General features: G+C 63.2%; 23 protein-coding genes. 21 read left to right on the forward strand and 2 right to left on the reverse strand.

The features are described 5' to 3' along the window. Positions 1–386 precede the first annotated feature (386 nt). Positions 387–2,210, forward strand: coding sequence for a S8 family peptidase (locus ASD35_RS16875; RefSeq protein ID WP_082580230.1), 1,824 nt, complete (start codon positions 387–389; stop codon positions 2,208–2,210). On the opposite strand, the gene ASD35_RS16880 is transcribed toward ASD35_RS16875, so the two are convergent. Next, positions 2,193–2,951 carry a hypothetical protein gene (locus ASD35_RS16880; protein WP_157275621.1) on the reverse strand — a complete coding sequence of 253 codons (759 nt, stop codon included), beginning with the start codon at positions 2,949–2,951 and terminating at the stop codon, positions 2,193–2,195. The genes ASD35_RS16875 and ASD35_RS16880 overlap by 18 nt on opposite strands. 83 nt (positions 2,952–3,034) lie before the next feature. Next, complete coding sequence (locus ASD35_RS16885; protein ID WP_056876124.1) at positions 3,035–5,065, reverse strand: M13 family metallopeptidase; 2,031 nt, start codon at positions 5,063–5,065, stop codon at positions 3,035–3,037. A 108-nt stretch (positions 5,066–5,173) separates the two neighbouring features. Between ASD35_RS16885 and pstS the strand changes: the two genes are divergently transcribed. The 20 genes from pstS to ASD35_RS27320 all read left to right on the forward strand — a co-directional run bounded on the left by pstS (position 5,174) and on the right by ASD35_RS27320 (position 25,545). After that, a complete protein-coding gene (pstS, locus tag ASD35_RS16890; protein WP_162254479.1) occupies positions 5,174–6,220 on the forward strand; it encodes a phosphate ABC transporter substrate-binding protein PstS in 1,047 nt (348 codons plus the stop codon). 14 nt (positions 6,221–6,234) lie between these two features. Next, complete coding sequence (locus tag ASD35_RS16895; protein WP_056876126.1) at positions 6,235–6,627, forward strand: gamma-butyrobetaine hydroxylase-like domain-containing protein; 393 nt, start codon at positions 6,235–6,237, stop codon at positions 6,625–6,627. A gap of 7 nt (positions 6,628–6,634) precedes the next feature. Beyond that, on the forward strand, positions 6,635–7,366 hold the full coding sequence (gene ubiE, locus ASD35_RS16900; RefSeq protein WP_056876127.1) for a bifunctional demethylmenaquinone methyltransferase/2-methoxy-6-polyprenyl-1,4-benzoquinol methylase UbiE: 732 nt from the start codon (positions 6,635–6,637) through the stop codon (positions 7,364–7,366). Between the two features lie 243 nt (positions 7,367–7,609). Further along, complete coding sequence (locus ASD35_RS16905; protein WP_056876147.1) at positions 7,610–8,569, forward strand: EpsD family peptidyl-prolyl cis-trans isomerase; 960 nt, start codon at positions 7,610–7,612, stop codon at positions 8,567–8,569. Then, the gene (gene epsE, locus ASD35_RS16910; RefSeq protein ID WP_369819221.1) at positions 8,566–9,414 is read left to right on the forward strand and encodes a polysaccharide export protein EpsE; all 849 of its coding nucleotides are present in this window, start codon (positions 8,566–8,568) and stop codon (positions 9,412–9,414) included. Before ASD35_RS16905 ends, epsE begins: the two co-directional genes overlap by 4 nt. Before the next feature lie 12 nt (positions 9,415–9,426). Further along, the gene (gene epsF / locus ASD35_RS16915; RefSeq protein WP_056876128.1) at positions 9,427–10,845 is read left to right on the forward strand and encodes a chain length determinant protein EpsF; all 1,419 of its coding nucleotides are present in this window, start codon (positions 9,427–9,429) and stop codon (positions 10,843–10,845) included. Positions 10,846–10,848: 3 nt separating this feature from the next. Next, on the forward strand, positions 10,849–11,739 hold the full coding sequence (locus ASD35_RS16920) for a polysaccharide biosynthesis tyrosine autokinase (protein WP_056876129.1): 891 nt from the start codon (positions 10,849–10,851) through the stop codon (positions 11,737–11,739). A 19-nt stretch (positions 11,740–11,758) separates the two neighbouring features. Then, positions 11,759–12,658 (forward strand): exosortase B, encoded by a 900-nt coding sequence (xrtB, locus tag ASD35_RS16925; protein ID WP_235538378.1) that lies wholly within the window; start codon positions 11,759–11,761, stop codon positions 12,656–12,658. Continuing rightward, a complete protein-coding gene (gene epsI / locus ASD35_RS16930; RefSeq protein ID WP_162254480.1) occupies positions 12,651–13,340 on the forward strand; it encodes an exosortase-associated protein EpsI, B-type in 690 nt (229 codons plus the stop codon). The genes xrtB and epsI overlap by 8 nt, the downstream gene beginning before the upstream one ends. Positions 13,341–13,350: 10 nt before the next feature. Then, on the forward strand, positions 13,351–14,475 hold the full coding sequence (gmd, locus tag ASD35_RS16935) for a GDP-mannose 4,6-dehydratase (RefSeq protein ID WP_056876131.1): 1,125 nt from the start codon (positions 13,351–13,353) through the stop codon (positions 14,473–14,475). A gap of 17 nt (positions 14,476–14,492) precedes the next feature. Next, positions 14,493–15,467, forward strand: coding sequence for a GDP-L-fucose synthase (locus ASD35_RS16940; protein WP_056876150.1), 975 nt, complete (start codon positions 14,493–14,495; stop codon positions 15,465–15,467). A 25-nt stretch (positions 15,468–15,492) separates the two neighbouring features. Continuing rightward, on the forward strand, positions 15,493–16,176 hold the full coding sequence (locus ASD35_RS28420) for a CatB-related O-acetyltransferase (protein ID WP_056876132.1): 684 nt from the start codon (positions 15,493–15,495) through the stop codon (positions 16,174–16,176). Beyond that, complete coding sequence (locus tag ASD35_RS16950) at positions 16,170–17,402, forward strand: polysaccharide biosynthesis C-terminal domain-containing protein (RefSeq protein WP_056876133.1); 1,233 nt, start codon at positions 16,170–16,172, stop codon at positions 17,400–17,402. The genes ASD35_RS28420 and ASD35_RS16950 overlap by 7 nt, the downstream gene beginning before the upstream one ends. Before the next feature lie 10 nt (positions 17,403–17,412). Then, positions 17,413–18,681, forward strand: coding sequence for an O-antigen ligase family protein (locus tag ASD35_RS16955; protein WP_162254481.1), 1,269 nt, complete (start codon positions 17,413–17,415; stop codon positions 18,679–18,681). Continuing rightward, positions 18,678–19,520 carry a glycosyltransferase family 2 protein gene (locus ASD35_RS16960; RefSeq protein WP_082580234.1) on the forward strand — a complete coding sequence of 281 codons (843 nt, stop codon included), beginning with the start codon at positions 18,678–18,680 and terminating at the stop codon, positions 19,518–19,520. Before ASD35_RS16955 ends, ASD35_RS16960 begins: the two co-directional genes overlap by 4 nt. After that, positions 19,507–20,724, forward strand: a complete 1,218-nt coding sequence (locus ASD35_RS16965; protein WP_056876136.1) for a glycosyltransferase — start codon at positions 19,507–19,509, stop codon at positions 20,722–20,724. The genes ASD35_RS16960 and ASD35_RS16965 overlap by 14 nt, the downstream gene beginning before the upstream one ends. Before the next feature lie 15 nt (positions 20,725–20,739). Then, entirely contained in the window at positions 20,740–22,035 is a 1,296-nt protein-coding gene (locus ASD35_RS16970; RefSeq protein ID WP_157275622.1) for a polysaccharide pyruvyl transferase family protein, read from the forward strand. A gap of 57 nt (positions 22,036–22,092) precedes the next feature. Next, positions 22,093–23,271: a glycosyltransferase gene (locus tag ASD35_RS16975; protein ID WP_056876138.1), complete on the forward strand. Its 1,179-nt coding sequence runs from the start codon at positions 22,093–22,095 to the stop codon at positions 23,269–23,271. An 8-nt stretch (positions 23,272–23,279) separates the two neighbouring features. Beyond that, the gene (locus ASD35_RS26745) at positions 23,280–24,029 is read left to right on the forward strand and encodes a WecB/TagA/CpsF family glycosyltransferase (protein ID WP_235538379.1); all 750 of its coding nucleotides are present in this window, start codon (positions 23,280–23,282) and stop codon (positions 24,027–24,029) included. Between the two features lie 97 nt (positions 24,030–24,126). Further along, a complete protein-coding gene (locus ASD35_RS27320) occupies positions 24,127–25,545 on the forward strand; it encodes a hypothetical protein (RefSeq protein ID WP_235538380.1) in 1,419 nt (472 codons plus the stop codon). The last annotated feature ends 60 nt before the right edge of the window (positions 25,546–25,605 follow it).

Here is a 25,605-nt window from a genome sequence, read left to right on the forward strand (position 1 = left end):
TCGACCTGTGTTCAGACTAGGCCCCTGTCTGAGCGGCCCCAACCCGCAAGCGATGAGTTGCCGGCGGCGTGCGACGGTCCGCGGAAAAGCGTGGCCGAGTTGCGTGAACTGCGCTGGGCGCCGATGAGCGCATGAATGCCATTCGTCATGGCCTGCTGCCATCGGTGATTGCCCGCTAGGGTGACCTCCGTCACCCCGGAAAGTGACAACCCTGGCTTCGTGCCGCGAACACACTGCGCGGCGTTTCGGATGGTGCCAAGCCGGCTGTGGACCTTCTTCTCGCAAAACGTCCCGCCGGCAGCCGTGAACAGGCGGCGCCTCTTGTGGAGATCCCACGGGCCGAGCCGGCACGCCGTCCGCCACGGTGACTTTTGCGGAACTATCCAATGAGCTTTGCTTTTTCGAACCAGAGGACCCTGCTCGCACTGGCCTGTGGCCTGCTGACCGCCGGTGCGGTACAGGCCGGCGTGTCCAACCGCCAGGTGGACCTTGGGCTGGCCAGCATCGTGCAGCGCGCCGCCCCCGTCACCGACCGACTCATCATCGGCTACCGCGATGCCGCCGAGGCCGATGCCGGCGACGCGCGCGTGTTGCGCGCCCGCGGCGTGGCCGCCTCGGCCATGTCGGCGCGCCTGGCCACCGTCAACACGACGCTGGCCCAGCGCGGCGTGCGCGCCGGCCTGCTGCGCCAGATGGGCACCGGCGCCCATGTGTTCAAGCTCGACCGCGCGCTTTCGCACACCGACCTGCAGCGCATTGCAGCCGAACTGAAGGCCGCCGACCCCAACATCGCCTACGCGGAACCCGACCGCAAGATGTACGCGCTGATGACGCCCAACGACGCGAGCTACAGCTCGCAGTGGGACCTGTACGAGACCACCGGCGGCATCCGCGCCCCCGCGGCCTGGGACCTGGCGACCGGCTCCGGGGTCGTCGTCGCCGTCATCGACACCGGCATCCGCCCGCATGCCGACCTCTCCGGCCAGACGGTGGCCGGCTACGACATGATCAAGGACACCGCCGTCTCCAACGACGGCAACGCCCGCGACAGCGACCCGAGCGACCCCGGCGACTGGACGGCCGCCAACGAATGCGCCGCCGGCGAGCCGGCCAGCAGCTCGAGTTGGCACGGCACCCACGTGGCCGGCACCATCGCGGCCAAGACCAACAACTCGACCGGTGTGGCCGGCATCGCCTTCAACGCCAAGATCCAGCCTGTGCGCGTGCTGGGCAAGTGCGGCGGCTACACCTCGGACATCGCCGACGGCATGATCTGGGCCTCGGGCGGCACGGTGTCCGGCCTGCCGACGAACGCGACGCCGTCGCGCGTCATCAACATGTCGCTGGGTGGCGGCGGCGCCTGCGACACGACCTCGCAGAACGCGATCAACAGCGCCCGCTCGCGCGGCACCGTCGTCATCGTCGCAGCCGGCAACGAGAACCAGAATGCCAGCAACTCGAACCCGGCCAACTGCTCGGGCGTCATCACCGTCGCCGCGACCGACCGCAACGGCGCCCGCGCCTACTACTCCAACTACGGTTCGGTCGTGGCGCTGGCCGCTCCCGGCGGGGATGTGCGCTCGTCCAGCAGCAACGGCATCCTGTCGACGCTCAACGCCGGCGCGCAGGCGCCCGGCGCGGACAGCTATGCCTACTACCAAGGCACATCCATGGCCACGCCCCACGTGGCCGGTGTCGCTGCGCTGATGCTGAGCGCCAAGCCCGGCGCCACGCCCGACCAGATCAAGGCGGCCCTGCAGAGCAGCGCGCGCGCCTTCCCGGGCAGCTGCTCGCAGTGCGGATCGGGCATCCTGGACGCCGCCGCCGCAGTCGCGGCCATCGCCGGCACGGGCGGCCTGCCGACCGTCAATGAGACCGAGTCCAACGGCTCGATTGCCGCGGCCAACACGGTCTCGGCACCGGCCAACGTGAACGGCAGCATCGGCTCGACCAGCGATACCGACTACTTCAAGGTGACGCTGCCGGCCGGCAAGACGCTGAGCGCGACGCTGACGATGGCCAATAGCAGCACGGACTTCGACCTCTACGTGAAGAACGGGTCGGGTACGACGCTGGCCAAGAGCGAGAAGGCGGCCGGCCAGGTGGACAGCACGAGCTACGCCAACGGCGGCTCGGGCTCTGTCACGCTGTATGTGCAGGTGCTGCGCTACAGCGGCACAGGGGCGTACACGCTAAAGCTGCAGTGGTGAGCGGATTGGCATGAAGCCGCTTCGGCGGCAGCGTGGGATGTGAGGGGGCAGGGCGGCAACTGCAACGTCAATGTGTTGCCGACCCTGCCCTGAGTTCCCGCCGCGAGCGCGCTTCCACCTGCGGATCCCTCGCAGGGCCGCCGCAGCCGCGAGGGCAGTTGCCAGCAGCCGAAGCTGCGAAGGTTCCGGCACGACCGCCGTCAGCTGGGCCGTCCCCACGGCTCCTGCAATGCAGGGCCCGTCCGTGACGAGACCTGCCTGGCCAAAGCCGCAGCTGCCGCCCGTGGAGGCAGACCAGTCGAGATTCATCGGACCTCCTTTCAGGATGTCGAGCGAGAAACCTTGGTAATTGGGTTCGGTGAAGAGACGGAAATCGAACGCCAGCTGCTTGCCGGCGCTGTCCGTGATCAGGTGAGCATACTGGGAGCCAGCCAGGGTCCAAGACGCCGAACCGATCGTGATATCCAGTTGCTGGAAAGTGGCCGCTACCAGAAAGGAACCGGGAAACCATTCGGTGCGGGAGTCCAGATCGGCCGTGAACGACAGCTTGCCTGTGAACGGCGTGGCGGGCGGCGAGCTCAAGCCGAAGACCGTCTCGCCCGGACCTATGGAGGTGGCGTGCAGCTCGACCTCGTAAGTGAAGGTCTCGACCGCAGCATGTGCGGCTGCGGCAGCGAACAGCGACAAGGACAGGGCTGCCGAGCGGACGGCATGCCAGTGAGATGCTGAAGCACGAAACATCGCAGACTTTCTTGAAGAGCGGTGCTTGGATTCTTCAGGTTCGGCGCTCTGCCCACCCTCCCTAACTCTTGACGCCAGCGGAATCACCAGACCGTCAGCGGATCCTTCGCCACCATCGCGCTGCCCGGCTTGCACGAAAAGGCCTGGGCAAAGTAGAGCGTGTTGCTCATCGGCGTGAGCACGCGGTACTTGGCCGGCGAGTGGGTGTCGGTGCGCAGCTGGTTGATGAGGAACTCGGTGCGCACCTTGGTGCGCCAGACCAACGCGTTGCTGAGGAAGAAGCGCTGCGCCGGCGTGTAGCCGTCGATCTTGCGGTCCGCGCCGCCGGCGCGCTTGAGCGCACGCTGCAGCCCCTCGAAGGCGATGGGCAGGCCGGACATGTCGGAGATGTTCTCGCCCAGCGTGAGCCGGCCGTTGATGCTGTAGCCCGGCAGCGGCGAGATCGCGCCGTAGCGCTCGGCCACCTTGTCGGCGCGGGCCTTGTAGCCTGCGGCGTCCGCGGGCGTCCACCAGTCGGTCAGCGAGCCGCCGGCGTCGAAGTTGCGGCCGCTGTCGTCGAAGTGATGGGTGATCTCATGGCCGATGACCATGCCGATGCCGCCGTAGTTGACCGCGTCGTCGGCCTTGGCGTCAAAGAAGGGCGGCTGCAGGATGCCGGCCGGGAAGATGATCTGGTTCAGCCCGCCCGCGAAGGCGTTGACGATGTGCGGGCTGGTGCGCCAGCGACCCCGCTCCACCGGTGCATCCAGGTCCTTCATCTGCCGGTCGCTGTGCCACAGCGCCACCTTGAGCCAGTTGCCGGCGTAGTCGTGGCTGTTGAGCTGCAGGCCTTCGTACTGCGGCCATTTCGCCGGCGCGCCGATCATGGGCTGCATGCTGGCCAGCTTTTCCAAGGCGCGGGCCTTGGTCGGCGGCGTCATCCATTCGAGCTTCTCGATGCGCTCCTTCATGCTGGCGCGGATGTCCTCGACCAGCTGCAGCGAGCGTCTCTGCGCCTCGGGCGAGAACGCGCGGGCAACGAACAGCTCGCCCAGGGCCAGCGCGACCGGCTCGGTGCCGGTGCGGCCACCGATCTGCAGGATGACATCCTCGGTGCGCGGTGGCGGCGCCTGCAGGCCGGTGATGGCCTTGCCGCGGTACTCGAATGACGCGGCCGCGAAGGCCTTGGGCAGGCGCGGTGCGGCGGCGTCCAGCACGCGCAGGGCCAGGTAGCTGCGCCAGACCTCCAGTGGCGTGTCGGCGGCCAGGCTGGCCAGCCGCGTCGCGAACTCCGGCTGGCCGACGATGATGCGCTGCGGCAGCTTGGCGCCGGCCGTCAGCACGGCGAGATAGGCCTGCCAGTCCAGCCCCGGCGCAGCGGCGGCCAGCTCGGCCGCGCTCATCGCGTTGTAGTTGGCGGTCGGGTCGCGCAGCTTGCTGCGCTCGCGCGAGGCCTCGGCGAGCCGGGTCTCGAAGGCGATCAGCGCGTCCAGCTCGGCATCGCCGGCCGCGCGGCCTGAGCCGCTCAGCAGCGTCCGGGCGAAGCCGCGGTAGGCGGTGGTGAGGCCGCGCGTGCGCTCGTCGCTGCGGAAGTAGTCGTCGCGGTCGGGCAGGCCCAGGCCGGCCTGGGTCAGCGTCAGCGCGTTGCGCCGCGTGTCCTTGCGGTCGGGCTGCACGGCATGCGCCAGCGGCGCCGCGATGCCGCTGCGCGCCAGCAGCGCGAGCAGGGCGGGCAGGTCCTCGCGCCGCTGCAGCGCGTCGATGCGGTTGAGCAGCGGCGCGATGGAGGTCAGTCCGCGCGCTTCGATGGCGGCCTCGTCCATGCCGCTGGCGTAGTAGGCGGCGATGAGCTTCAGGCCGGGCGTGGTCTGCAGTGCCGGCTTGTCGGCCAGCTCGCGCAGTGCCTTGTTCAGCAGCTCGTCGTTGGCCTGGCGCAGCTGCTCGAAGCTGCCGATGCGGGCGCGGCTGGCGGGCAGCTCGGTCGTGGCTTCCCAGTTGCCGTTGACGAAGGCGTAGAAGTCGTCGCAGGGTTTGACGTCCTTGGACAGCCCGCTCAGGTCGAGGGCGTGGGCCGTGGCGGCCAGGCCGAGCAGGGTCGCTGCGGTGGCCAGGCGGTGGCGGTGGAAACGGGTCATGGCGGTAGCGGGCTGCCGTTGAAACACCGGATTAGAGCGCCCGCGCGCGGCGCGTGCCGTCAGACACAGGGCATGATTGCGGGTTTTCACCAAGGCTTCCTCCCGGCCATGCCCTTTCTCCAGCGCCTGACCCTGGCTCTCGTTGCTCCCCTTTGCCTGGCCACTGCGGCCCTCGCCCAACCCGTGCGAGGGCAGGGCGCCACCTTCCCCTCCCAGGTCTATGACACCTGGGCCCGGGCCTTCGCGAAGGCCGGCGGCGGCAGCGTCGCCTACAAGGGCACGGGCTCCGGCGACGGCATCAAGCAGATCACCGCCCGCGCGGTCGATTTCGGCGGCACCGATGCGCCGCTGGGCGCGGCCGAGCTGGCGCGGAACAAGCTGGTGCAGATCCCGATGCTGGTGGGGGGCATCGTGCCTGTCGTCAATCTGGCCGGCCTGGCCGCGCCGCTGCAGCTGAACGGCGAGGTGCTGGCCGATGTCTTCCTAGGCCGCATCAAGCTCTGGAGCGACCCGCGCATCGCGGCGCTGAACCCGGGCGTCGCGCTGCCCGCCGTGCCGATCAAGCGCGTGGTGCGCGCCGAGAAGTCCGGCAGCAGCGACGGCTTCAGCCGCTACCTGGCTGGCGTGTCGGCCGCCTTCAAGGCCGAGGTCGGCGCCAGCCCCGCGCCCGCCTGGCCCGGCGAGCCCTTGAAGGCCGAAGGCAATGACGGCATGGTGCAGGCGCTGCGCGCCACGCCGGGCGGCATCGCTTATGTCTCCTACGACCGCGTGCTGCGCGACAAGCTCGGCGCCGTGAAGCTGCGCAACGCCGCCGGCCGCTTCGTCGCGCCGTCCGAGCGCGCCTTCAGCGCCGCCGTGCTGGAGAGCGACATGCACCGCCAGGGCGACGACCTGGCGACGCTGCTGGACCGCCCCGGCGGCGACGCCTGGCCGATCACGCTGACCAGCTTCGTCCTGGTGGATGCCGAACCGGCCACCGGCGCGAAGGCGCAGGGCGCGCTGAAGTTCCTCTACTGGTGCTTCATGCACGGCGACGACCTGACCCGCGGCTCGGGCTTTGCGCCGCTGCCGGTCAGCGTGCAGTCGCGCCTGGCGGCCCGCTTCACGCTGGTGCGTCCCAAGGACGGCCAGCTGCCGGCCTACCAAACGTTCTGAGGGACACTTCCGCCATGCCCGTTCCCACCGAGATCACCGTCCACCAGCAGTCCCGTGTGCTGGAGATCGCCTTCGACGACGGCACGCGTTTCCGCATCCCCTTCGAGCTGATGCGCATCTACAGCCCGTCGGCCGAGGTCAAGGGCCACGGGCCGGGCCAGGAGGTGTTGCAGACGGGCAAGCGCGACGTGTTGATCACCGCCCTGGAGCCGATCGGCCACTACGCCGTGCGGCCGGAGTTCTCGGACGGCCACGCCAGCGGCCTGTTCGCCTGGGACTACCTCTACAAGCTCGGCAGCCAGCAGGACGCGCTGTGGCGCGACTACGAGGCCCGCCTGGCCGCCGCCGGCAAGGGCCGCGACGACGCCATGCCGGGCAAGGCCGGCGGCTCCTGCCATTCGCATTGATATCGCCATGACACAGACGCACTTTGGTTTCAGCACCGTCGACGAAAACGAGAAGGCGAACAAGGTCCGCGGCGTCTTCGACTCGGTCGCGTCCAAGTACGACCTGATGAACGACGTCATGTCGGCTGGGCTGCACCGGGCCTGGAAGGCCTACACCGTGCAGGTCGCCAACCTGAAGCCGGGCGAGCGGGCGCTGGACATCGCTGGCGGCACGGGCGACCTGTCGCGCGCCTTCGCCCGCAAGGTCGGCGAGACCGGCGTCGTCGTGCACACCGACATCAACGAGGCCATGCTGCGCCAGGGGCGCGACCGCCTGCTGGACGAAGGCCTGATCCTCCCCACCAGCCTGGCCGACGCCGAGAAGCTGCCCTTCAAGAGCGAGAGCTTCGACCTCGTCAGCGTCGCCTTCGGGCTGCGCAACATGACGCACAAGGACTTGGCGCTGGCCGAGATGTGCCGCGTGCTCAAGCCCGGCGGCCGGTTGCTGGTGCTGGAGTTCTCCCGCATCGCCGAGCCGCTGAGGAAGCCCTACGACTGGTACTCCTTCAACATCCTGCCCAGGCTCGGCTCGCTGTTCGCCGGCGATGCCGAGAGCTACCGCTACCTGGCGGAGTCCATCCGCATGCATCCCGACCAGGCCACGCTCAAGGCCATGATGAAGACGGTCGGCTTCGGCCATGTCGACGTGCACAACCTGAGTGCAGGCATCGTCGCGCTGCACGCCGGCATCAAGTGCTGAGCGCTCCAGACGCCTGAACGAAGGATTGCCGGCGCGGCCGGCACCTGTTCAGCTGCAGTTCCTTGGGCGCACCCCCAAGAACGTGGGGATCAGGGAACTTGTCCCTTGAATCTGCTCTAACCGCGGGTCGCATCCGCCTTCTATACGGGACAAGGCCCCCACGGAAGCGACATATCCCGCCGCTACACTCGTTCGTTCACCCGGGCCCGGATGCCCTCTACACACAACAAGGACCTCGAAAAGATGGCAAAGCGACTGTTCTATCCCCGCGCTTCGCTGGTCGCCGCCGTGGCGGCCGCCATGCTGCTCGCGGCCTGCGGTGGTGACAAGGGCGACAAGGCATCCCAGACGGCAGCCAAGGTCAACAAAGAAGAGATCACCGTCCACCAGATCAACTTCGTGCTGCAGCGCCAGCCCGGCCTCAAGCCCGAGCAGGCGGAAGCCGCCAGCCGCCAGGTGCTGGAGCGACTGATCGACCAGGAACTTGCCGTCCAGAAGGCCCAGGAACAGAAGCTCGACCGCGACCCGCGCGTCGTGCAGCAGATCGAGGCGGCCAAGCGCGAAATCATCGCGCGCGCCTATGTCGATCGCGTCGGCGAGGGCGTCGCCAAGCCCAGCAACGAAGAGATCGCCAAGTACTACACCGAGAAGCCCGCGCTCTTCAAGGACCGCCGCATCTACAGCCTGCAGGAGCTGCAGATCGAGGCCAAGCCCGAGCAGCTCGACACCTTGCGCGCCAAGCTGTCCGCGGCCAAGAGCCTGACCGAGTTCGCCGATTTCCTGAAGGCCAACGACTTCCGCTTCAGCGGCAACCAGGCCGTGCGCAGCGCCGAGCAGCTGCCGCTGGCCAGCCTGGACGCCATCTCCAAGATGAAGGATGGCGACTCCGTGGTCAGTGCGAGCCCGAACGGCATGACCGTGCTCTTCCTCGTCAGCTCGCGCAGCCAGCCCGTCGACGAAACCCGCGCCCGCCCGGCCATCGAAGCCTTCCTGCTGAACCAGCGCAAGGCCGAGGTCGTGCAAAAGGACCTGAAGGCGCTGCGTGAGGGCTCCAAGATCGAATACGTCGGCAAGTTCGCGCAGCCGGCGCCTGCAGCTTCCGCGCCATCTGAGCCGGTAGACGCTGTCCCGGCGCCAGCTCCGGCGGTGCCAGCGAGCGGCATGGATGCCGCGACCATCTCTAAAGGTATGGGTCTGAAATGATGCTGTCTCTTCGCTTTTCCACGGCCGCCTCAGCTTTGCTCCTGGGGCTCGGGTTGTTCTTCTCGTCAGTGGCTTCAGCGCAAGCCACAGTGCCCGCTGCACCAGCGGCCGCAACCGCCCCTGAGTACCGCCTTGGCGCCGGCGACGTGGTGCGCATCAACGTCTACCAGAACCCTGACCTCACGTTGGAATCGAGGGTGTCTGAATCTGGAGTCATTTCTTATCCCCTGCTGGGCACTATTCGCATTGGCGGCCTGGGTGTTTCGGCAGCCGAGCGTCTCATCGCAGACGGTTTGCGAAAGGGCAATTTCGTCAAACAACCGCAAGTCAGCCTGGTGTTATTGCAGGTGCGCGGTAATCAGGTCAGTGTGCTCGGCCAAGTCAATCGGCCAGGTCGCTATCCGCTCGAATTGGCCGACACGCGCTTGACCGACCTGCTGGCTGCGGCCGGCGGCGTCGCAACAAGCGGTGGGGAGATGCTCATCATCACTGGCACGCGCAACAGCAAGCCTTTCAGGACCGAACTGGATCTCTCCAGCCTCTTCGCGCCGGAGGGACGGGGGCAGGATTTGGTGATGCAAAACGGCGATGTGATTTGGGTCGACCGTTTCCCTCTGGTGTATATCTACGGCGAAGTCCAACGCCCAGGACAGATGCGCCTAGAGCGCGGTATGACGGTGATGCAAGCGTTGGCCGCGGGCGGAGGCCTGAATCAGCGTGGTACCGAACGTGGCATTCGCGTTCACCGCAAGACTGTTGAGGGCAAGGTCCAGGTATTGCAGCCGACCATGGATGAACCTTTGAAGGACGGCGACATCGTCTACGTCCGCGAGAGTCTTTTTTAAAGCCGGGGCGTTATGACGTTCAGTCAATTCCTATCCATCCTTCGGGCTCGCCGGCTGCTTTTCATTGCGGTATTGCTCGCCGTTGTCGTGCCGGTGATCGTGGCTAGCCTTCTTTGGCCGAAGAAATATATCGGTGTCGCAAGCGTAGTCGTGGACATCAAGCCGGACCCCATCAGTGGCATCAGCCAGGCTCTCGTCAACCCGGGACTGTTGGCAACCCAGGTTGACATCATCAGCAGCGAGAGGGTGGCGCGCCGGGTGATTCGATCGCTGAAATTGACGGAAGCACCCTCAATCCGTGATGACTGGCAGGCCGATACGAACGGAGAGGTCGACATCGAGACATGGCTTGTCGTGCTGTTGCAAAAGCAGCTCGATGTGAAACCGTCCCGTGAGTCCAGCGTCATCACGATCGAATATGGCGCTTCCGATCCCAAGTTCGCCGCTGGCATGGCCAACGCCTTCGCGCAAGCGTACCTTGATACCGTGCTGGATCTGCGCGTGGATCCCGCAAAGCAGTTCAGCAGCTTTTTTGACGCGCGCGCCAAAGATGCACGTTTGGCTCTCGAGAAGGCGCAGAACCGCCTGAGCGAGTTCCAAAGCGAGAAGGGCGTCGTCATGACCGACGAGCGCATGGACATTGAGAACCAGCGGCTCAATGAGCTCACCAGCCAATTGGTCGTTATGCAGTCACTGTCCGCCGAATCAGGAAGCCGGCAGTCGCAGGCGGCGGGTGGCGCAGCTGACAAGCTGCAAGAGATCAGCAGTCACCCGGTCATAGCTTCCCTGCGTGCGGACATCGCGCGATCCGAGGCGCGGCTGCAAGAGCTCAACGCCAAGTTTGGAGATCGCCATCCCCAAGTGGTTGAGCTCAAGGCCAACATCAATGAGCTGCGCGCTCGCATTGACACGGAAGTCAAGCGGCTTTCCGCCGGAGTTGGTGTCACGAACAGCATCACGCGGCAACGCGAGGCGCAAATTCGTGCTGACCTGGACGCCCAGCGTGCCAAGGTTCTCAAAATGAAGCAAGTGCGTGATGAAGGCGTGCTGATCCTGCGGGATGTCGAGGCGGCGCAACGCGCCTTCGAGCAAATTCAATTGCGGGCCACGCAGACGAATCTCGAAAGTCAGGTGACTGCCACCAACGTCACCATGCTGACGCCCGCAGTGCCGCCGGCCAAGCATTCTTCACCCAAGCCTCTTCTGAATTCCTTCGTCGGCGTTTTCTTTGGTCTGTTGTTGGCGACTGGAGCGGTGCTCCTCTCGGAGCTGCGGAACCGGCGAATTCGTCATGTTGGCGATATCGCAGACGTGCTGCAACTGCCTCTGCTCGGCATCCTGCCCGGCTCAGACGCAAAGGCTAAGCCCCGTAGAGCGCTTTCGATTGCTGGTCCACAGAAGCGTCTGATTGGCCAAACGGGCAAGGTGTGATCCATGAATCAGTTCAGTAATCCTCAGGCAACGAGCGACTCGCACGGCGCGCTCCGCGACCGAAGCATTGGCGGCATCATCGCGGCGGCCAACAAGCTGACTGCAGAGCAGGTCGAGCAAATCCTTGCCCACCAGAAGCGTCACGGCGTGCGTTTCGGCGAGGCCGCCGTCGCCCTGGGACTGGCCAATGGCGAAGATGTCATGTGGGCCTTGAGCCAGCAGTTTCACTACCCATACGCGCCTGGCAGCGCCACCAAACTGAGCGCGGAACTGGTCCTGGCCAACAAGCCATTCAGTGCGCAAGCCGAAGCATTCCGAGTGCTTCGCAGCCAGATCAATATGCGCCTGTTCGCCGCTGATCAGCAAAAACGTGCGATTGCGGTCATCAGTTCGGATGCAGGTGACGGCAAGAGCTTCTTCGCAGCCAACATGGCTGTGGCAATGAGCCAGCTTGGGGGTCGCACGCTGCTCGTCGATGCCGACATGCGAAATCCTCGCCAGCACGAAATCTTCGGGCTCGACAACGCGCAGAGTGCCGGGTTGTCCGGCATATTGTCCGGCCGCGCTGAGGCGAATGTCATCCGTGCCGTTCCAGACCTTCCAAGCCTCTTCGTGATGCCGGTGGGTACGGTGCCGCCCAACCCCACCGAACTGTTGGAGCGCCCCGCGTTCGGGCTGCTGATGAAAGAACTGGTCAGCAAGTTCGACTACGTCATCGTCGACACGCCCGCTGCAGAATCCTGTGCCGACGGCGCCATCACCGCTGCGCACTGTGGTTCAGCGCTTGTGATCGCCCGCAAGGACGCCACCCGCGTTGGCGCCGTGCAGGAACTCGTGGCCAGCCTCGCTAACGGGCCCGCGCGGCTAGCGGGTGTCGTCCTCAACGAACACTGAGCCTCCTCAGGCGGTTCGATTGGCGGCGCAAAAGGGGCAGGGCTTGATTGCGATACAGAACATCATTCGGCATAGGCTGGGCGAACTGCTGCTCGGCATGGGAATTCTTCTATTACTGATTCCCACCTATGTCGATCTTCAGAGGGTGGTCTGGTCCTCCGATGATCAGGCTCATGGCCCCATCATCATTGCGGTAGCTGCATGGCTGTTGTGGCGCATGCGTGGCCAGTTGTTGGCGTTGCCAGCCGCCCCGGCAAATGCTGCGGGTGCAACATTACTGCTTCTTTCTCTGACGTCCTACATCCTGGGGCGGTCACAGAGCATCGTTCAGATGGAAGCGGGCAGTCACATCCTGGTCTTGGCATCGGCGCTGTTGTTGTGGCGCGGGTGGGCTGCTTTGAGGATGGCGTGGTTTCCGCTGTTCTTCCTCATCTTCATGATTCCTTTGCCCGGTGTCCTGGTGCAAGCCATGACGGTGCCTTTGAAAGCCGCCGTCTCATACGTGGCGGAAAATTTGCTGCACTATTTTGACTATCCCGTTGCGCGGGCAGGTGTCGTCATCCAGGTCGGGCAGTACCAGTTGCTGGTTGCTGATGCCTGCGCCGGCTTGAATTCGATGTTCACGCTTGAATCGCTGGGCTTGCTGTACATGAACATCGTTTCGCATGCTTCGCGTACGCGAAACGTGTTGCTGGCCATACTCATCATCCCCATTTCGTTCGTGGCGAATGTCGTGCGAGTCGTCATCTTGATTCTGGTGACCTACCACTTTGGTGACGCGGCAGGCCAAGGTTTCGTGCATGGCTTCGCAGGTATGGTGCTATTCCTCGTGGCGCTCACACTCATCATTGCGGTCGACTCATTGCTTGGGCGATTCGAGAACCGAAGTGGACAACAACGGGGAGCAGTGCATGCCTGAAAAGGGGATGTCGCGCCGTCGTGGGCTGGTGCTTCTGGGTGCAATGGCAGGCACTGCCTGGGCGTCCGAAGCTTTCAAACCTCGTGAACGTCTTTCGCTTACGAAGCCACCTATCCAGCTTGCTCAGCAGGTGCCCACCGCGATGGGCGGCTGGGTCGTCGATGCGAGCATCATCCCCTTGCTGCCGGATGCGTCGCTGCAGTCCAAGCTGGACGCTTTGTACTCGCAGTTGCTCGCGCGAACCTATGTCAACGCGAAGGGGCAGCGCGTCATGCTGTCGATCGCCTATGGTGCGGACCAAAGCTCCGAAGCGACGGCCGTGCACCGGCCCGAGTTTTGCTACAGCGCACAAGGGTTCCGCGTGCGTAACGCGGGGCGGCATACGTTGAGCTTTGGGCCTCGGCAGATCGAGGTTCAGCGACTCATCAGCGAGATGGGATCGCGCTACGAGCCGATAACTTATTGGGTGACCTTGGACGAGCACGCCAGTCTGCCGGGCTTGTCTCGCAAGTTGGATCAACTTCGTTTTGGCCTGCGAGGTCAGATCCCCGATGGCATGTTGCTGAGGGTCTCGACCATAGGCCTGTCGCAGGCGCAGTCGTTTGCGGTCCAGGAAGAGTTTCTTGAAACGCTCTACGGAGCAATTTCACCAGCAGTTCGAACGCGGTACTTTGGAAGTTAAGGAAGCTTAGATGTCTACAAATAGGAAAGTTGCTTTGATCACGGGCGTGACGGGCCAGGATGGTGCGTATCTCGCCGAACTCCTGCTCTCCAAGGGCTACGAGGTGCATGGCATCAAGCGCCGCAGCAGTTTGTTCAACACCGACCGCGTTGACCACCTGTACCAGGATCCGCACATCGACAACCAGCGCTTCAAGCTGCACTACGGCGACCTGACCGACTCGACCAACCTCATCCGTATCGTCCAGGAAACCCAGCCGGACGAGATCTACAACCTCGGTGCGATGAGCCACGTGGCGGTGAGCTTCGACCAGCCTGAGTACGCGGCCGACGCTGACGGTATCGGCACGCTGCGCCTGCTGGAAGCCATCCGCATCCTGGGCCTGCAGAAGAAGACCCGCTTCTACCAAGCCTCCACCTCCGAGCTCTACGGCCTGGTGCAGGAGATTCCGCAGAAGGAGACCACGCCCTTCTACCCGCGCAGCCCCTACGCGGTGGCCAAGATGTACGCCTACTGGATCACGGTCAACTACCGTGAGGCCTATGGCATGTACGCCTGCAACGGCGTCCTCTTCAATCACGAGAGCCCGCTGCGTGGCGAGACCTTCGTGACGCGCAAGATCACCCGCGCCATCGCTCGTATCGCCCTGGGTCTGCAGGACTGCCTGTACCTCGGCAACATGAGCGCGCTGCGCGATTGGGGTCACGCCAAGGACTACGTCGAGATGCAGTGGCTGATGCTGCAGCAACAACAGGCCGAGGACTTCGTCATCGCCACCGGCGTGCAGTACAGCGTGCGTCAGTTCGTCGAGTTTGCCGCCGCTGAGCTTGGCGTCGTCGTCGGCTTCGAAGGCGAAGGCGAAAAGGAGATCGGCATCGTCAAGGCCGTGCATGGCGACAAGGCCAAGTGCAAGGTCGGCGATGTCATCGTCCGCGTCGACCCGCGCTACTTCCGTCCGACTGAGGTCGAGACGCTGCTGGGTGACCCGACCAAGGCCAAGGAAAAACTCGGCTGGGTGCCCAAGACCACACTGAAGGAGTTGGTCGCCGAGATGGTGCAGGCCGACTACACCTCAGCCCGCCGCGACAGCCTCGTCAAGATGGCTGGCTTCCAAGCCTACGACTACAACGAGTGAACGGCGGTTTCTCCATCATGGACAAGAGCGCCAAGATCTACGTTGCCGGGCACCGGGGCCTGGTCGGCTCCGCCATCGTGCGCAATCTGCGCGAGGCGGGCTACACCAACCTCGTGCTGCGCACCCACGCGGAACTCGACCTCACACGCCAGGCCGATACCGAAGCCTTTTTCGCGCAGGAGAAGCCGGACTACGTCTTCCTTGCCGCGGCGAAGGTGGGCGGCATCCTTGCCAACAACGTCTACCCGGCCGAGTTCATCCGCGACAACCTGGCCATCCAAGCCAACATCATCCATGCGGCCTACCTGAACAAGGTGCAGCGCCTCATGTTCCTGGGTTCCAGCTGCATCTATCCCAAGATGGCGCCGCAGCCGATGACCGAGGCCTCGCTGCTAACCGGTCCTCTTGAACCCACCAATCGGCCCTATGCACTGGCAAAGATCGCCGGTATCGAGATGTGCTGGAGCTACAACCGACAGTACGGCACCAAGTACCTGTCGGCCATGCCGACCAACCTCTACGGCCCGGGCGACAACTACCACCCCGAGAACAGCCACGTGATCCCGGCGCTGCTGCGCAAATTCCACGAGGCCAAGGTCGCACAAGCGGAGCAGGTCGTTGTCTGGGGCACGGGCACGCCACGCCGCGAGTTCATGTACAGCGAAGACATGGCCGCGGCCTGCATCTATCTCATGCAGCTGCCGGATGATCGCTATGAAAGCCTGCTGGGCAGCGATGAGTCGAAGACCGGCAGGTTCGAGCCGCCGCTGGTCAACATCGGCGTGGGTCACGACGTCACGATCGCGGAGTTGGCCGAAGCAGTGCGGCGGGTTGTCGGATACGAAGGCGGCATCGTCTTTGACACCACCAAACCCGATGGCACGCCGCGCAAGCTCATGGATGTGGGGCGGTTGACCAGCATGGGGTGGCAAGCCCAGACCAGCCTGGCCGACGGTTTGGCAGTGGCCTACGCGGAGTTCGCCGCGCAGTAGTTGGCGGTGCGCGACAGCAACAGCGATGAACGATCGACTCAAGTGGGCGCTGTTGCGCCGGCGGCAGCTGGCGGGTGCCATAGAAGGCTTCAGTGCGTCGCTGCTGTCACACGCCACGCCGGACTGCCGCTTTGAAGGCCACAACCGGCTGAACGGTTCGGCAGCACTGCAGGCGAGCGCGCTCGGCCGAGGCAGCTATGTGAACGCGGCGCGGCTGAACAACGTGCGGGTGGGGCGCTTTTGCAGCATCGGCTTCGAGGCCTTGGTCGGCCTGGGTGAACACCCGGTCGACCGCTTCGCCACCCATCCCGCGTTCTACGCCCCGAGCAACCCGGTCGGCCTGAAGTGGGCGGCGGCGCCGCTGTTTCAGGAGAGCCAGCCCGTCAGCCTCGGCTCTGACGTCTGGATAGGCGCACGGGCCACGGTGCTGGCTGGCGTGGCAATCGGCGACGGCGCCATCGTCGCGGCAGGCTCGGTCGTGACCAAGGACGTGCCCGCCTTTGCCATCGTCGCCGGCACACCTGCGCGGGTGATCCGCCTCCGTTTTGCACCCGAGCTGTGCGAAGCCCTGGCGGCGCTCAGGTGGTGGGACTCACCGTTGGAGAGGCTGCGCAGTTGCGTGCCGCAGATCGAGCGGCCGATGGACCACGCAGTGCTGGGCGAATTGAAGGAGCGCCTCGGCGCGGCCAGAGACGCGGCGCCATGGTAGCCGCGCCCCCCGCGCGCTCGGCCAAGGTCTGGGCCCTGGCCGACCAAGCCTGCCAGTCCGCCACCAACTTCCTGACGATGGTGCTGGCCGCCCGGTATCTGGCGGTGGGCGATTTCGCCCAGTTCTCACTGGCCTACCTGGCCGTGCTGTTCGCCGCGTCCTTTCATCGCACCTGGGTCACCCAGCCCATGAACGTGTTGGGTGCTCAGGCGCCCGATGGCCTACCGGGCCGCGTCGCCGCGCTGTGGCGCGCGCATGGCGTGCTGGTGCCGGCCGGCGTGCTGCTGGTGCTGGCCGTCTCTCCTTTGGGCTTCGCCGAGCCCTGGCTGCTGCTGGCGACGTCAGCCTATCTGGCCTCGTTCTTTTTGCAGGAGATGCAGCGCCGCCATGCCTACACGCGTTTCGTCATCCGGCCGGCCAGCGTCGTCAGCCTCGCGATGGGCCTGGCCCAGCTGGGAGGGCTCGGCGTGCTGGTGGTGACAGGCCAGCATCATGCCGCCTTGTGGATGTCCGCCCTCGCCGTGGCCCAGCTGGTGGGGCTGCTGCTCGGCAGCTTGCTGCTGAGTACGAGAACGCCGGTCACGGCGGTGCGAAGCGCCCGCGAGGTGCTGACCGAACAGTTCCGGCATTCGCGCTGGGTCGTCGCGAGCCAGCTCGTCTATTGGGGTAGCAGCCAGGTCTACCCCTTCGTCGTTGCCGGGCTGGGCGCCAGCCAGACGGCCACCTTCAACGCCGGCATGTCCATCCTCAATGCCGTCAACGTGTTGCGCATGACGCTGGCCAACTTTTTGCCGGCCCAGGCCAGCCGCATCCGTGCCGCGCACGGCGAGGCGGCCGTTTGCGCCTACGCGCGGCGCCTGTTGGCGCAGTTGGCGGCTGCCGGCCTGGTGGCGTGGGTGGCCTTGCTGTTTCTGGCCGACCCCTTGGTTCACCTGCTCTACGGCAACAAGTTTCCGGCCGCGGCCGAAGTGTTGCGCTGGCTGTCCTTGGGCATCTGGGCCAGCGTACTCAGTGTGGTGCTGAACGCCTTGGCACTGGCGTTGGACAGCACCGAAAATATCTTCTTCAGCAACGCGGTCGGCACCGTTTTCACGCTGACGGCAGGCCTGTATCTGACGCACCGCTTCGGCCTGACCGGGGCGATTTGGAGCAACGTGGTGGGTTATGCGATTCCCGCGTTGTACCAATTCATTCGACTGTGGCCGCGCTTGCGCTCCCCGACCTGAGGCTTCGCTCATGGCTTCCAGCTTGACACATCGACAACCGGTCGCTTTCGGCGAACGCAGTGTTTTGAATCTCACCGACTTGGGCATCCTGTTTGGATTGTTCCTGGCGGTGCTGTATGCGATGGATCCGTTCGTTATCTATATTGACAAGCGGACGGTCTTCAAGCATTTCCATTTGATTCTGATTTTTCCGTTCTTCGTGCTGGCCTGGTTTGGCGCACGCCTGAACACGGCTCGCAGCGCATTCATTCCGATCAGTCCGATCTGCTGGCCCTTGATGCTGCTGGCCGTGTGGATCCTGGCCGGCGCCATGTACGCGCGCTTTCACTACAAGATCGTCGAAACCTTCCTCATCATGGGCGCCTACATGCTCGTGACCGCAGGGACCGCCCGCTTCATTGCCGACCACCGCGACCCGGTGCGGCTCCTGAACGCATATCTCGGTCTGGTGGTAGGTGCAGTTGTGATTGGTGCTTTCTGGCAGGCCGGCTATTTGCGCACATGGAGTCGGTTCCATGAAATGGAGCAACTTACTGTTCCTCTAGCAGTCTTCATGTTCGTGCGCGCCAAAACGACGACCGGTCGCGTTGCGGCCGTCATCGCGATGCTGGGCTTGATGCTGCTCGTCATCAAGAACACGTCGTTCCTCGTGACGGGTATTGCGCTGGCTTACCTGTGGTGGTGCTTCGTGCGCCCGCAACTCGGGAAAAAGCAGGCGTTGGGGCGCATGCTCCATTTCTACCTGCTGGCCGTTCTTGGGGTGTTGCTGGTGGCGGGTTACGCTGCAATCAAGCTGCTGAAGCACGATGCGCTTCCAGACGGCAATCCGAAATACCGCTTGTTCACCTATGAGCGCACGTGGGCCGATTTCACCCAATCGCCCATTTGGGGGAAGTCGTTCTCCGGCGCCGGCGCTGAGCAGTTCGGTTTATTTCAGGTGGGCTCTTCCACGCAGATTTTGCCGTCGCACAGCGACCTGCTGGATATTCTGGGGCAGGGCGGTCTGATCGGCATGTCACTGTTCGTTTTCGCCGTCTGGCGCATCGCACGTTACGTATATGCTAATTTCCGTGATCGCCGCCCGGGTTTCCTGAGCAACACGATCGAGGCTCATTTCCATTGGTTGGCAGTGAGTTGCCTTGCCGCGATTCCAGTAGTAGCGTTCAATCCGATCATGCTGCAGCCTGGCAAGGCTTTTTTGCTCTGGATGAATCTGGGGATCGTGCTAGGAATTGCAATCCGGTGCCGGGTCGACCGCGAGGCTGAGAACAAAAAGTGAAGGTGCACAGTTCGCCGGTCGATGTCTCTATCATCACCTGCTCTTATAACCAGAACAGATTTCTGACAACAACGATCGATTCGGTGCTGGCGCAGACCGGCGCCGCCGTGGAATATCTGATCATCGACGGCGGCTCGACGGACGGCAGCTCCGAAACCATCGCGCGTTACGCTGATCGCTTGGCATATTGGGTTTCGGAACGCGACGAAGGACAGTCTGAGGCGCTGAACAAGGGGCTCAAGCGCGCGACGGGAGATATTGTCGGGTGGTTGTGTTCCGATGACGTGCTGTTGCCCGGCGCGCTGCAGCGGGTGGTGGAGATCTTCAGGCTTCACCCTGAAGTCGACGCTGTGTATGGCAACGCGATATTGATAGACGTCCAGGGCAATGTCATGCGGCCCAAACGGGAGATTGATTTCCATCCCTGGCTGATGGTAGGAGATCACAATTACATCCCGCAGCCAGCGATGTTCTGGCGTCGCCGCGTTCACGAGCGGATCGGGTATCTGCGCGAGGATTTGCATCTCACGATGGACCTGGAGTTGTGGTTGCGATTTGGCAAGTCCGGGTGCCGCGTGCTGCACGTCGATGAGTACTTCGCCGGCATGCGTTGCCATACCCAGCAAAAAGTCTTGGTCCATCCGGAAGCTTTGACTGTCGAAAACGACAATTTGCGTGCGACCTATCAACCGGCATGGGCTCGGCGCACACCTTTGCGCTTGTTCCGCTTATTGGCCAGGACCGGTCGCATCGTGCTGAAAACCGTGATCGGCGGCTATTCCAGCCGACCGCCTCAAGCCTTGGTCGACCGCCTGCGCGAAATGCATGAGCCGCGCTGAAGGCATTGACATGATCGGAGATCAAATATTGCGCCGCACCATCGTTCTCGTTGAGCCGATTTGTCGCGGCAGCCGCCTGCAGATTCTTGCCAACACGTTGTCGGCGCTGCGCGGCCGCGCGGACGTGATTCTTGTCACGCGGCGGGACTATCAAACACCACATTTCCACGAGTTGGTGGATGCCGAGAATCTGACGCCTCGCGTGGTCGCGGTCGAGACCGATCTCGGTGGCGCTTGGATGCGTAACCTGAGTCGCGCGGAGTTTGCGTTGTTCGTGCAAGCGCTGAAAGGGTTGGAAGCCGAACTCGCAGCGCGGGGGCGCTACGACCTGGTTTTCATGGCGCTGGACGACTACCTGAAAGCGTACGCCTTGGCCGCGCTCGAGCTGAGGTCGTCCTTGCGCCACGCGGTGATTCGCTGCGTCAAATACCGGGTCGAGTACCTTTTCTTCATTCGGCCCGGTGCCCTCGTCCGCGGCGCGGTGCTGAGGGCGATGACGCGCTGGGCCCTGTTTGCGTCCGGCGCCCGGCTGATCACGTTCGACGAGCGCTTGAGTCAGCAATCCGCCGCGTATTGCGCGGGGCTGCTACCTGACCCCTGGTTTGGGCCGTTCTCGCCCGAACTCAGGGCCGATGGACGCGCTTTGCTGGGCGTGGCGCCCACCGATTTCGTGATGCTCTCCCTGGGCAAGCAGGATCGACGCAAGGGCATCGACTTCCTGATCGACGTGTTTCCTCAGGCGGCGCGCGATCCGCACGTGAAGCTCGCTGTGGTTGGCACGATTGCTGCTGAATTCGCGCAGCCCTTTGCAGAACTGCAGCGCAACTTCCCGACGCAGATCGTTCACGTGAACCGCTTCGTGCCCGAATCGGACCTTCCCAAGTATTTCGCAGCGACTGACGCCTTCCTGCTGCCCTACAGCGAGGACTTCACCGCCACGAGCGGCACGTTGGCTCGGGCGGCCGCTTCCGGCGTGCCGGTGCTCGCCACCCATCATGGGCTGGTGGGTTACCGCGTGAAAGCCTATGGTCTGGGCGCCGTGTTTGGTGTGGGCGACCACGCGACTTTCATCGAGGCGTTGCAGACCCTGCGTTCACGTGGCGCTGCTCAGCAAGACGCCACCCGCGGCGCTGCGCTGGAGTTCGCCGACCGTTGCTCGTTGCCGCGTTTCGAAGCTGCGATGCGAGCGGCACTTTCTGTTTAAATTCCCGAGGTTAAATTGAACGTATTGATATTGCACGGATATTCGGACTCCAACAAGGGGGATCTTGCAATCGTGGTTGGCATGGTGCAGGGGATTGTTGCGACCCGCCCTGGCGTGCAGATTCAGTTGCAATCAGTCTACTCTCAGGCCGATCCCGAGTTTGACTTCCATCACCGTTTTGTCCGAAAGATTGGCGTTCAGGTGCAGCAGATGGCGGTGCCGTCGCCCTACGTCGATTCGACGGATCAGAGCCGCTTTCGCAATATCGGCGCATTGCGCAACCTCGCCATGAGTGCGTTTGCCGAGATGTGCGCGCGCTTACTGCCCCCATTGGGCGCATTGTTTCCCCGGCAAGCAGAGGCCCTCAGCTGGATAAAGAAGAGCGATATCGTTTTGCTCAAGGGTGGGCAGTATATCTATAACGATCAGCGTGGCTTGCGTGCTTTTCTCTATCTTTGGCGCATTCTTCATCCGATTTATGTTGCGGTCGGTATGGGGAAGCCCGTCGTGATGGTCGGCCAGAGCGTCGGCCCCTTGGTTGATGAGCGTGGCCGTCGGATGACCGCCAAGGCTCTTGGCCTATGTAAACGTCTGGTGGTACGCGAGAAAAAGACTCAAGCCCTGATGGCTGAACTGGGCTTGCAGGCATCGACGGAGCTCGCCCCCGATTTCGCCTTTCTTATTGAGCCGAAACGTCCCGACTCGTTCCCGCAGACCGCGGACCGGATTGAGTCAGGCAGATGGTTGGGAATCACCGTTGTCAAATGGTCGTTTCCGGATGCGTCGGATCCCCAGGCCAAGCGCATGGCCTACCTCGATGCGTTGACCGAAATCGCGAAGCGGATTCATGCGAAAAGTGGTCTCAGCATGGCGCTGTTTCCACAGGTGACGGTCCAGCATCACGGCGAGAGCGATGTGGATTTGTTGAAGCAACTCGCGGAACGTCTGGTGCAGCTCAATATCCCGCATTTCCTCGTCGCGGACGACCTTGCGCCGGAGGAGTTGAGCTATTTGTACGGCCGGTGCGAGGTTCTGCTGGGCACGCGATTGCATTCGTGTATTCTGGCGGCCTGTGCGGCAACGCCGGTGGTTGCCATTCGATATCAGGGCTTCAAGACCGAAGGCATCATGGCCGAGCTGGGCCTCGCCGACTCGGTTTTCGACATCGCAGCTATGGACGTCGATGGCATCGAAGCGGCCATCTATCGGTCACTCGAATCACGTGCCCGTATTTCGGCGCAGATTAAAGCGCGGGTTGATGGCTTTAGGAAACAGCTGATTGAAGTGCTGGACCGGGTTCTGCCCCGCTAAGGTGGCACCGCAGTGCCGAGATGCCGAGTCACCGGAGACTAGATTGGTTGTTGATACATGAGCGCCGCCCTGCGAGTTTTGGTTTGCCATAACCGGTATCAGCTGCGCGGCGGGGAAGATTCGGTTTGCGAGTCCGAAGTCGAGTTGCTGCGTCAATACGGCCATGACGTGCAGATGTTCGAGCGGAGCAATGCCGGCATCGACACGGGCTCTCCCAAGTTTGCGGCTGCAGCCGAGGCAATTTGGTCCAGCGACAGCGCGCGGGATTTTGAGAAAAAGCTGGAAGAGTTTAGGCCGCACGTGGTTCACGTACATAACACGTTCGCAAAAATATCTCCTTCGATTTATTGGGCGGCGAGCCGGGCCCATGTGGCGGTGGTGCAGACGCTGCACAACTTCCGTTTGTTGTGCCCGCAGGCGATGTTTCTCCGCGATGGCAAGGTATGCGAAGACTGCCTAGGCAAGCTGCCATGGCGCGGCGCCGTGCGAGGGTGTTATCGCGGTTCGGTTGCCCAGAGCACCGTGTTGGCATCGATGGTGACGGCTCACCGCATGATCGGTACATGGCAGAGCAAGGTGACACGCTATATCGCGTTGAATGAGTTTTGCCGCCAGAAGTTCATTGAGGGTGGGCTGCCAGCCGACCGTATCGTCATCAAACCGAATTTCGTTGATTTCGAGGCGCCGCCGACGGGAGCGCGTGAAGGTTTCCTGTTCGTCGGTCGGCTGTCGCTCGAGAAAGGAATTGACACTTTGGTCAGCGCGGCACAGCAGGTGGGTGGACTGCACTTGCGCGTTGCCGGAACCGGCCCGGAAGCGCACCTGTTGCATGGCGTGGCGGGCGTGGATGCGTTGGGCGCGCTGGACGGAAATGCAGTTCGCTTCGAGATGTCGAGGAGCATGGCGTTGGTGCTGCCCAGCATTTGGTACGAGAACTTTCCGCGTACGTTGGTGGAAGCGATGGCTTGCGGGCTCCCGATCATTGCCAGCCGCATCGGCGCGTTGGCCGAACTGGTGGACGAGGGTGTTTCGGGCTTGTTGTTCGAAGCGGGCAATGCAAGCGACCTTGCCAGCAAGCTCCAGTGGGCCAGAGAAAACCCAGAGGCGCTGCGATCCATGGGTATTCGTGCACGCCAAATCTACGAAGACAAATTCACCGCAAGTCGAAACTATGCTCAGATGATGGCCATATACGAGGACGCGATGGAGCAGGCGAAGAAGGACGGCCAGCGATGAGAAGTACCGTGCCGGTGCTTGATGCGAACATAGACGCGGTGACCTGGACCGATGCATTGGCCCGCATTTTTCAGTGGGCAAACGCGCGCGAGAGTCGGTATGTCTGCATTTGCAACGCCCACTCTGTCGTGACGGCGAGGCTGGATCCGGCATTTGGCGCGGTGGTTGCTGAGGCCGACTTGGCGACGCCTGACGGTGCACCGGTGGCGTGGATGATCAGAAAGCTGGGGCATCCTTCCCAGCAGCGCATCAATGGTCCTGATCTGATGTGGAAGTATTGCGATGCCGCCTCGCGAAGAGGCGAATCCATTTACCTTTACGGAGGCACACCCGAAACGTTGGAGATTTTGCAGCGCCGTCTGGCGCATGAGTTTCCTTCGCTTCGAGTGGCTGGCGCGGAGTCACCGCCCTTTCGGGCGTTGAGCGATGATGAAGATGCTCTTACGGTCGCACGGATCAATGCTTCGGGCGCCGGCACGGTGTGGGTCAGTCTCGGTTGTCCGAAGCAAGAGAAGTGGATGGCTGCACACCGCGGTCACGTGAATGCCGTGATGATCGGCGTGGGCGCTGCCTTTGACTATCACGCGGGCACCATTCAGCGCGCGCCGAAGTGGATGCAGAACGCCGGTCTGGAATGGCTTCATCGGCTTTGCTCCGAACCAAAGCGCCTCTGGAAGCGTTACCTGGTGACCAACACATTGTTTGTCATAGGCGCGGGCGCACAATTGTTACGCGGCGGCAGGCCGAAGCGGTCATAGGATCTACTGCGAGTGTTTCGGTCCGCCACCGGACGCACTCGATTGAACAGTTAAGGAGCGTCGGATGGGGCAGTCTTTGGCCGACTTGAACTCGAATGTGGCCGAGTCTCTCGCGCGCTTCAAGCTAAGTCGGGATAACTTCGGCATCCACTATGTGCGGTGGCCGTACGACCCGGCCGTTCGCTCTGACGGCAAGTTCGCCAGCAACAATCCGAGTCGCTGGCAAACGGAGATTGGCGAGAGCGTGGGATGGTTTCGGGCTTTTGACCCGAACATTTTTGGTCGCTATATAGGCGGTTCGTTTGTTCAAGTTGGAATGACCAATGAGAACCCGTCGTCACCCTATGGGCGCATCGAGGGTGGTAAATGGTTTCAAGGCATGCTGCGCGCCGATGGAAGCTATGACTTCAGCAAGTTGGATTTGGTGCTCAACGCATGTGAGGCTAAGAATCTGAAGGTGCTGATGTCTATTGGCGCACAGGGTGCGTACTGGGATGGCGGCAAGTACGTAGAGCATGCGTTGCCAACCGGTGAATTCGCTTCACTGAATTGGGAGGCCTACCAAACTCGGTTGCTTAAATTTTTGGGAGCCTTGTTCGACCACGCCGGCAAGCGCATCTCGGCGATCGAGTTGGCCAATGAACCGGGTCGGCTGGTACGGCTGGATACAGCGGTCGGTCCAGGGCACACGCAGCGTTTGGTGGTCATGTGTCGGTTGGCCAAGCAACAGATTGCGGCACGAGGTTTATCGACGCTGGTGCTGTCCCCGCCTTTCCAGGGCGGTGAAGGAAAGGAAGTCACTGCGTTCCTCACGGCCTCCGCCGCGGGAATCGCCGTGAGCGGGAAAGACGGCGCAGGTACCACGGGGCGCGACTGGATTGACGTGCTGGCGCACCACAACTACGGCAATTTCAGCGACAGAGCGGCTGGCAAATCCGCGGCGCGATTGGATGCTGCCCGAATCAATGATTCAGCGGCTGATGACGCTTACCCTGCAAATACCGCCTTCGCTGACATGTTGTCGAAGGGGCGCAATATTGCTGCCGCAGCGAGCGCTGGTGGCTGGTCAGGCAGGCGTTGGAATACGGAGTGCAACGTGACCGGCGTGGTAAGTCGCAGCGGTTGGCATCCAAGGAAGATGACGCAAGCGGGGATGAAGCGACTCTATTTTCAAACCTTGCTCGCATCGTTCGCGAGCGGTTATGAGAAATGCTTCCTTTACGCGGCCGATCATCCGACGCTCGGTTTTTATGACGAGACCGGTACGCCACCACCCGGTGAGCCTTCGGATTGGTACTTCAAAGCGCCTGACAACACGGCACGAGGTGCAGCTGCTCTCGCTCAAGTCATCGCCGCGCTGAAAGCGGGGAAGACCGTGGGGCGCAGTGAGGATTCGTCCCTTTTGAACTCCTCTCTCATGGGCGCTATATCCGGCGCCGACCTGGTAAGTGGCCCTACGAACCTAGGCGTTGCAGCCCTCGGCTGGGTTGTCCAGCGCCGCGATCGGCTCAAGTGAACCGCCCCGGGAATCGCGGAGGCCCGTTGGTTTAAGTCAGACGGTCGCGGCCTGACCAGC

Source organism: Pelomonas sp. Root1444 (assembly GCF_001426885.1).
Classification (GTDB): domain Bacteria; phylum Pseudomonadota; class Gammaproteobacteria; order Burkholderiales; family Burkholderiaceae_C; genus Pelomonas.

Bases quoted from the DNA above. Each gene is read 5' to 3' on its own strand.
- epsF (WP_056876128.1), top strand. From the start codon at position 9,427: ATGACGTTCAGTCAATTCCTATCCATCCTTCGGGCTCGCCGGCTGCTT.
- ASD35_RS16920 (WP_056876129.1), top strand. From the start codon at position 10,849: ATGAATCAGTTCAGTAATCCTCAGGCAACGAGCGACTCGCACGGCGCG.
- ASD35_RS16880 (WP_157275621.1), bottom strand. From the start codon at position 2,951: ATGTTTCGTGCTTCAGCATCTCACTGGCATGCCGTCCGCTCGGCAGCC.
- ASD35_RS28420 (WP_056876132.1), top strand. From the start codon at position 15,493: ATGAACGATCGACTCAAGTGGGCGCTGTTGCGCCGGCGGCAGCTGGCG.
- epsE (WP_369819221.1), top strand. From the start codon at position 8,566: ATGATGCTGTCTCTTCGCTTTTCCACGGCCGCCTCAGCTTTGCTCCTG.
- ASD35_RS16875 (WP_082580230.1), top strand. From the start codon at position 387: ATGAGCTTTGCTTTTTCGAACCAGAGGACCCTGCTCGCACTGGCCTGT.
- pstS (WP_162254479.1), top strand. From the start codon at position 5,174: ATGCCCTTTCTCCAGCGCCTGACCCTGGCTCTCGTTGCTCCCCTTTGC.
- ubiE (WP_056876127.1), top strand. From the start codon at position 6,635: ATGACACAGACGCACTTTGGTTTCAGCACCGTCGACGAAAACGAGAAG.
- ASD35_RS16975 (WP_056876138.1), top strand. From the start codon at position 22,093: ATGAGCGCCGCCCTGCGAGTTTTGGTTTGCCATAACCGGTATCAGCTG.
- epsI (WP_162254480.1), top strand. From the start codon at position 12,651: ATGCCTGAAAAGGGGATGTCGCGCCGTCGTGGGCTGGTGCTTCTGGGT.
- gmd (WP_056876131.1), top strand. From the start codon at position 13,351: ATGTCTACAAATAGGAAAGTTGCTTTGATCACGGGCGTGACGGGCCAG.
- ASD35_RS16965 (WP_056876136.1), top strand. From the start codon at position 19,507: ATGAGCCGCGCTGAAGGCATTGACATGATCGGAGATCAAATATTGCGC.
- ASD35_RS16895 (WP_056876126.1), top strand. From the start codon at position 6,235: ATGCCCGTTCCCACCGAGATCACCGTCCACCAGCAGTCCCGTGTGCTG.
- ASD35_RS16905 (WP_056876147.1), top strand. From the start codon at position 7,610: ATGGCAAAGCGACTGTTCTATCCCCGCGCTTCGCTGGTCGCCGCCGTG.
- ASD35_RS16940 (WP_056876150.1), top strand. From the start codon at position 14,493: ATGGACAAGAGCGCCAAGATCTACGTTGCCGGGCACCGGGGCCTGGTC.
- ASD35_RS16955 (WP_162254481.1), top strand. From the start codon at position 17,413: ATGGCTTCCAGCTTGACACATCGACAACCGGTCGCTTTCGGCGAACGC.
- ASD35_RS16950 (WP_056876133.1), top strand. From the start codon at position 16,170: ATGGTAGCCGCGCCCCCCGCGCGCTCGGCCAAGGTCTGGGCCCTGGCC.
- ASD35_RS16885 (WP_056876124.1), bottom strand. From the start codon at position 5,065: ATGACCCGTTTCCACCGCCACCGCCTGGCCACCGCAGCGACCCTGCTC.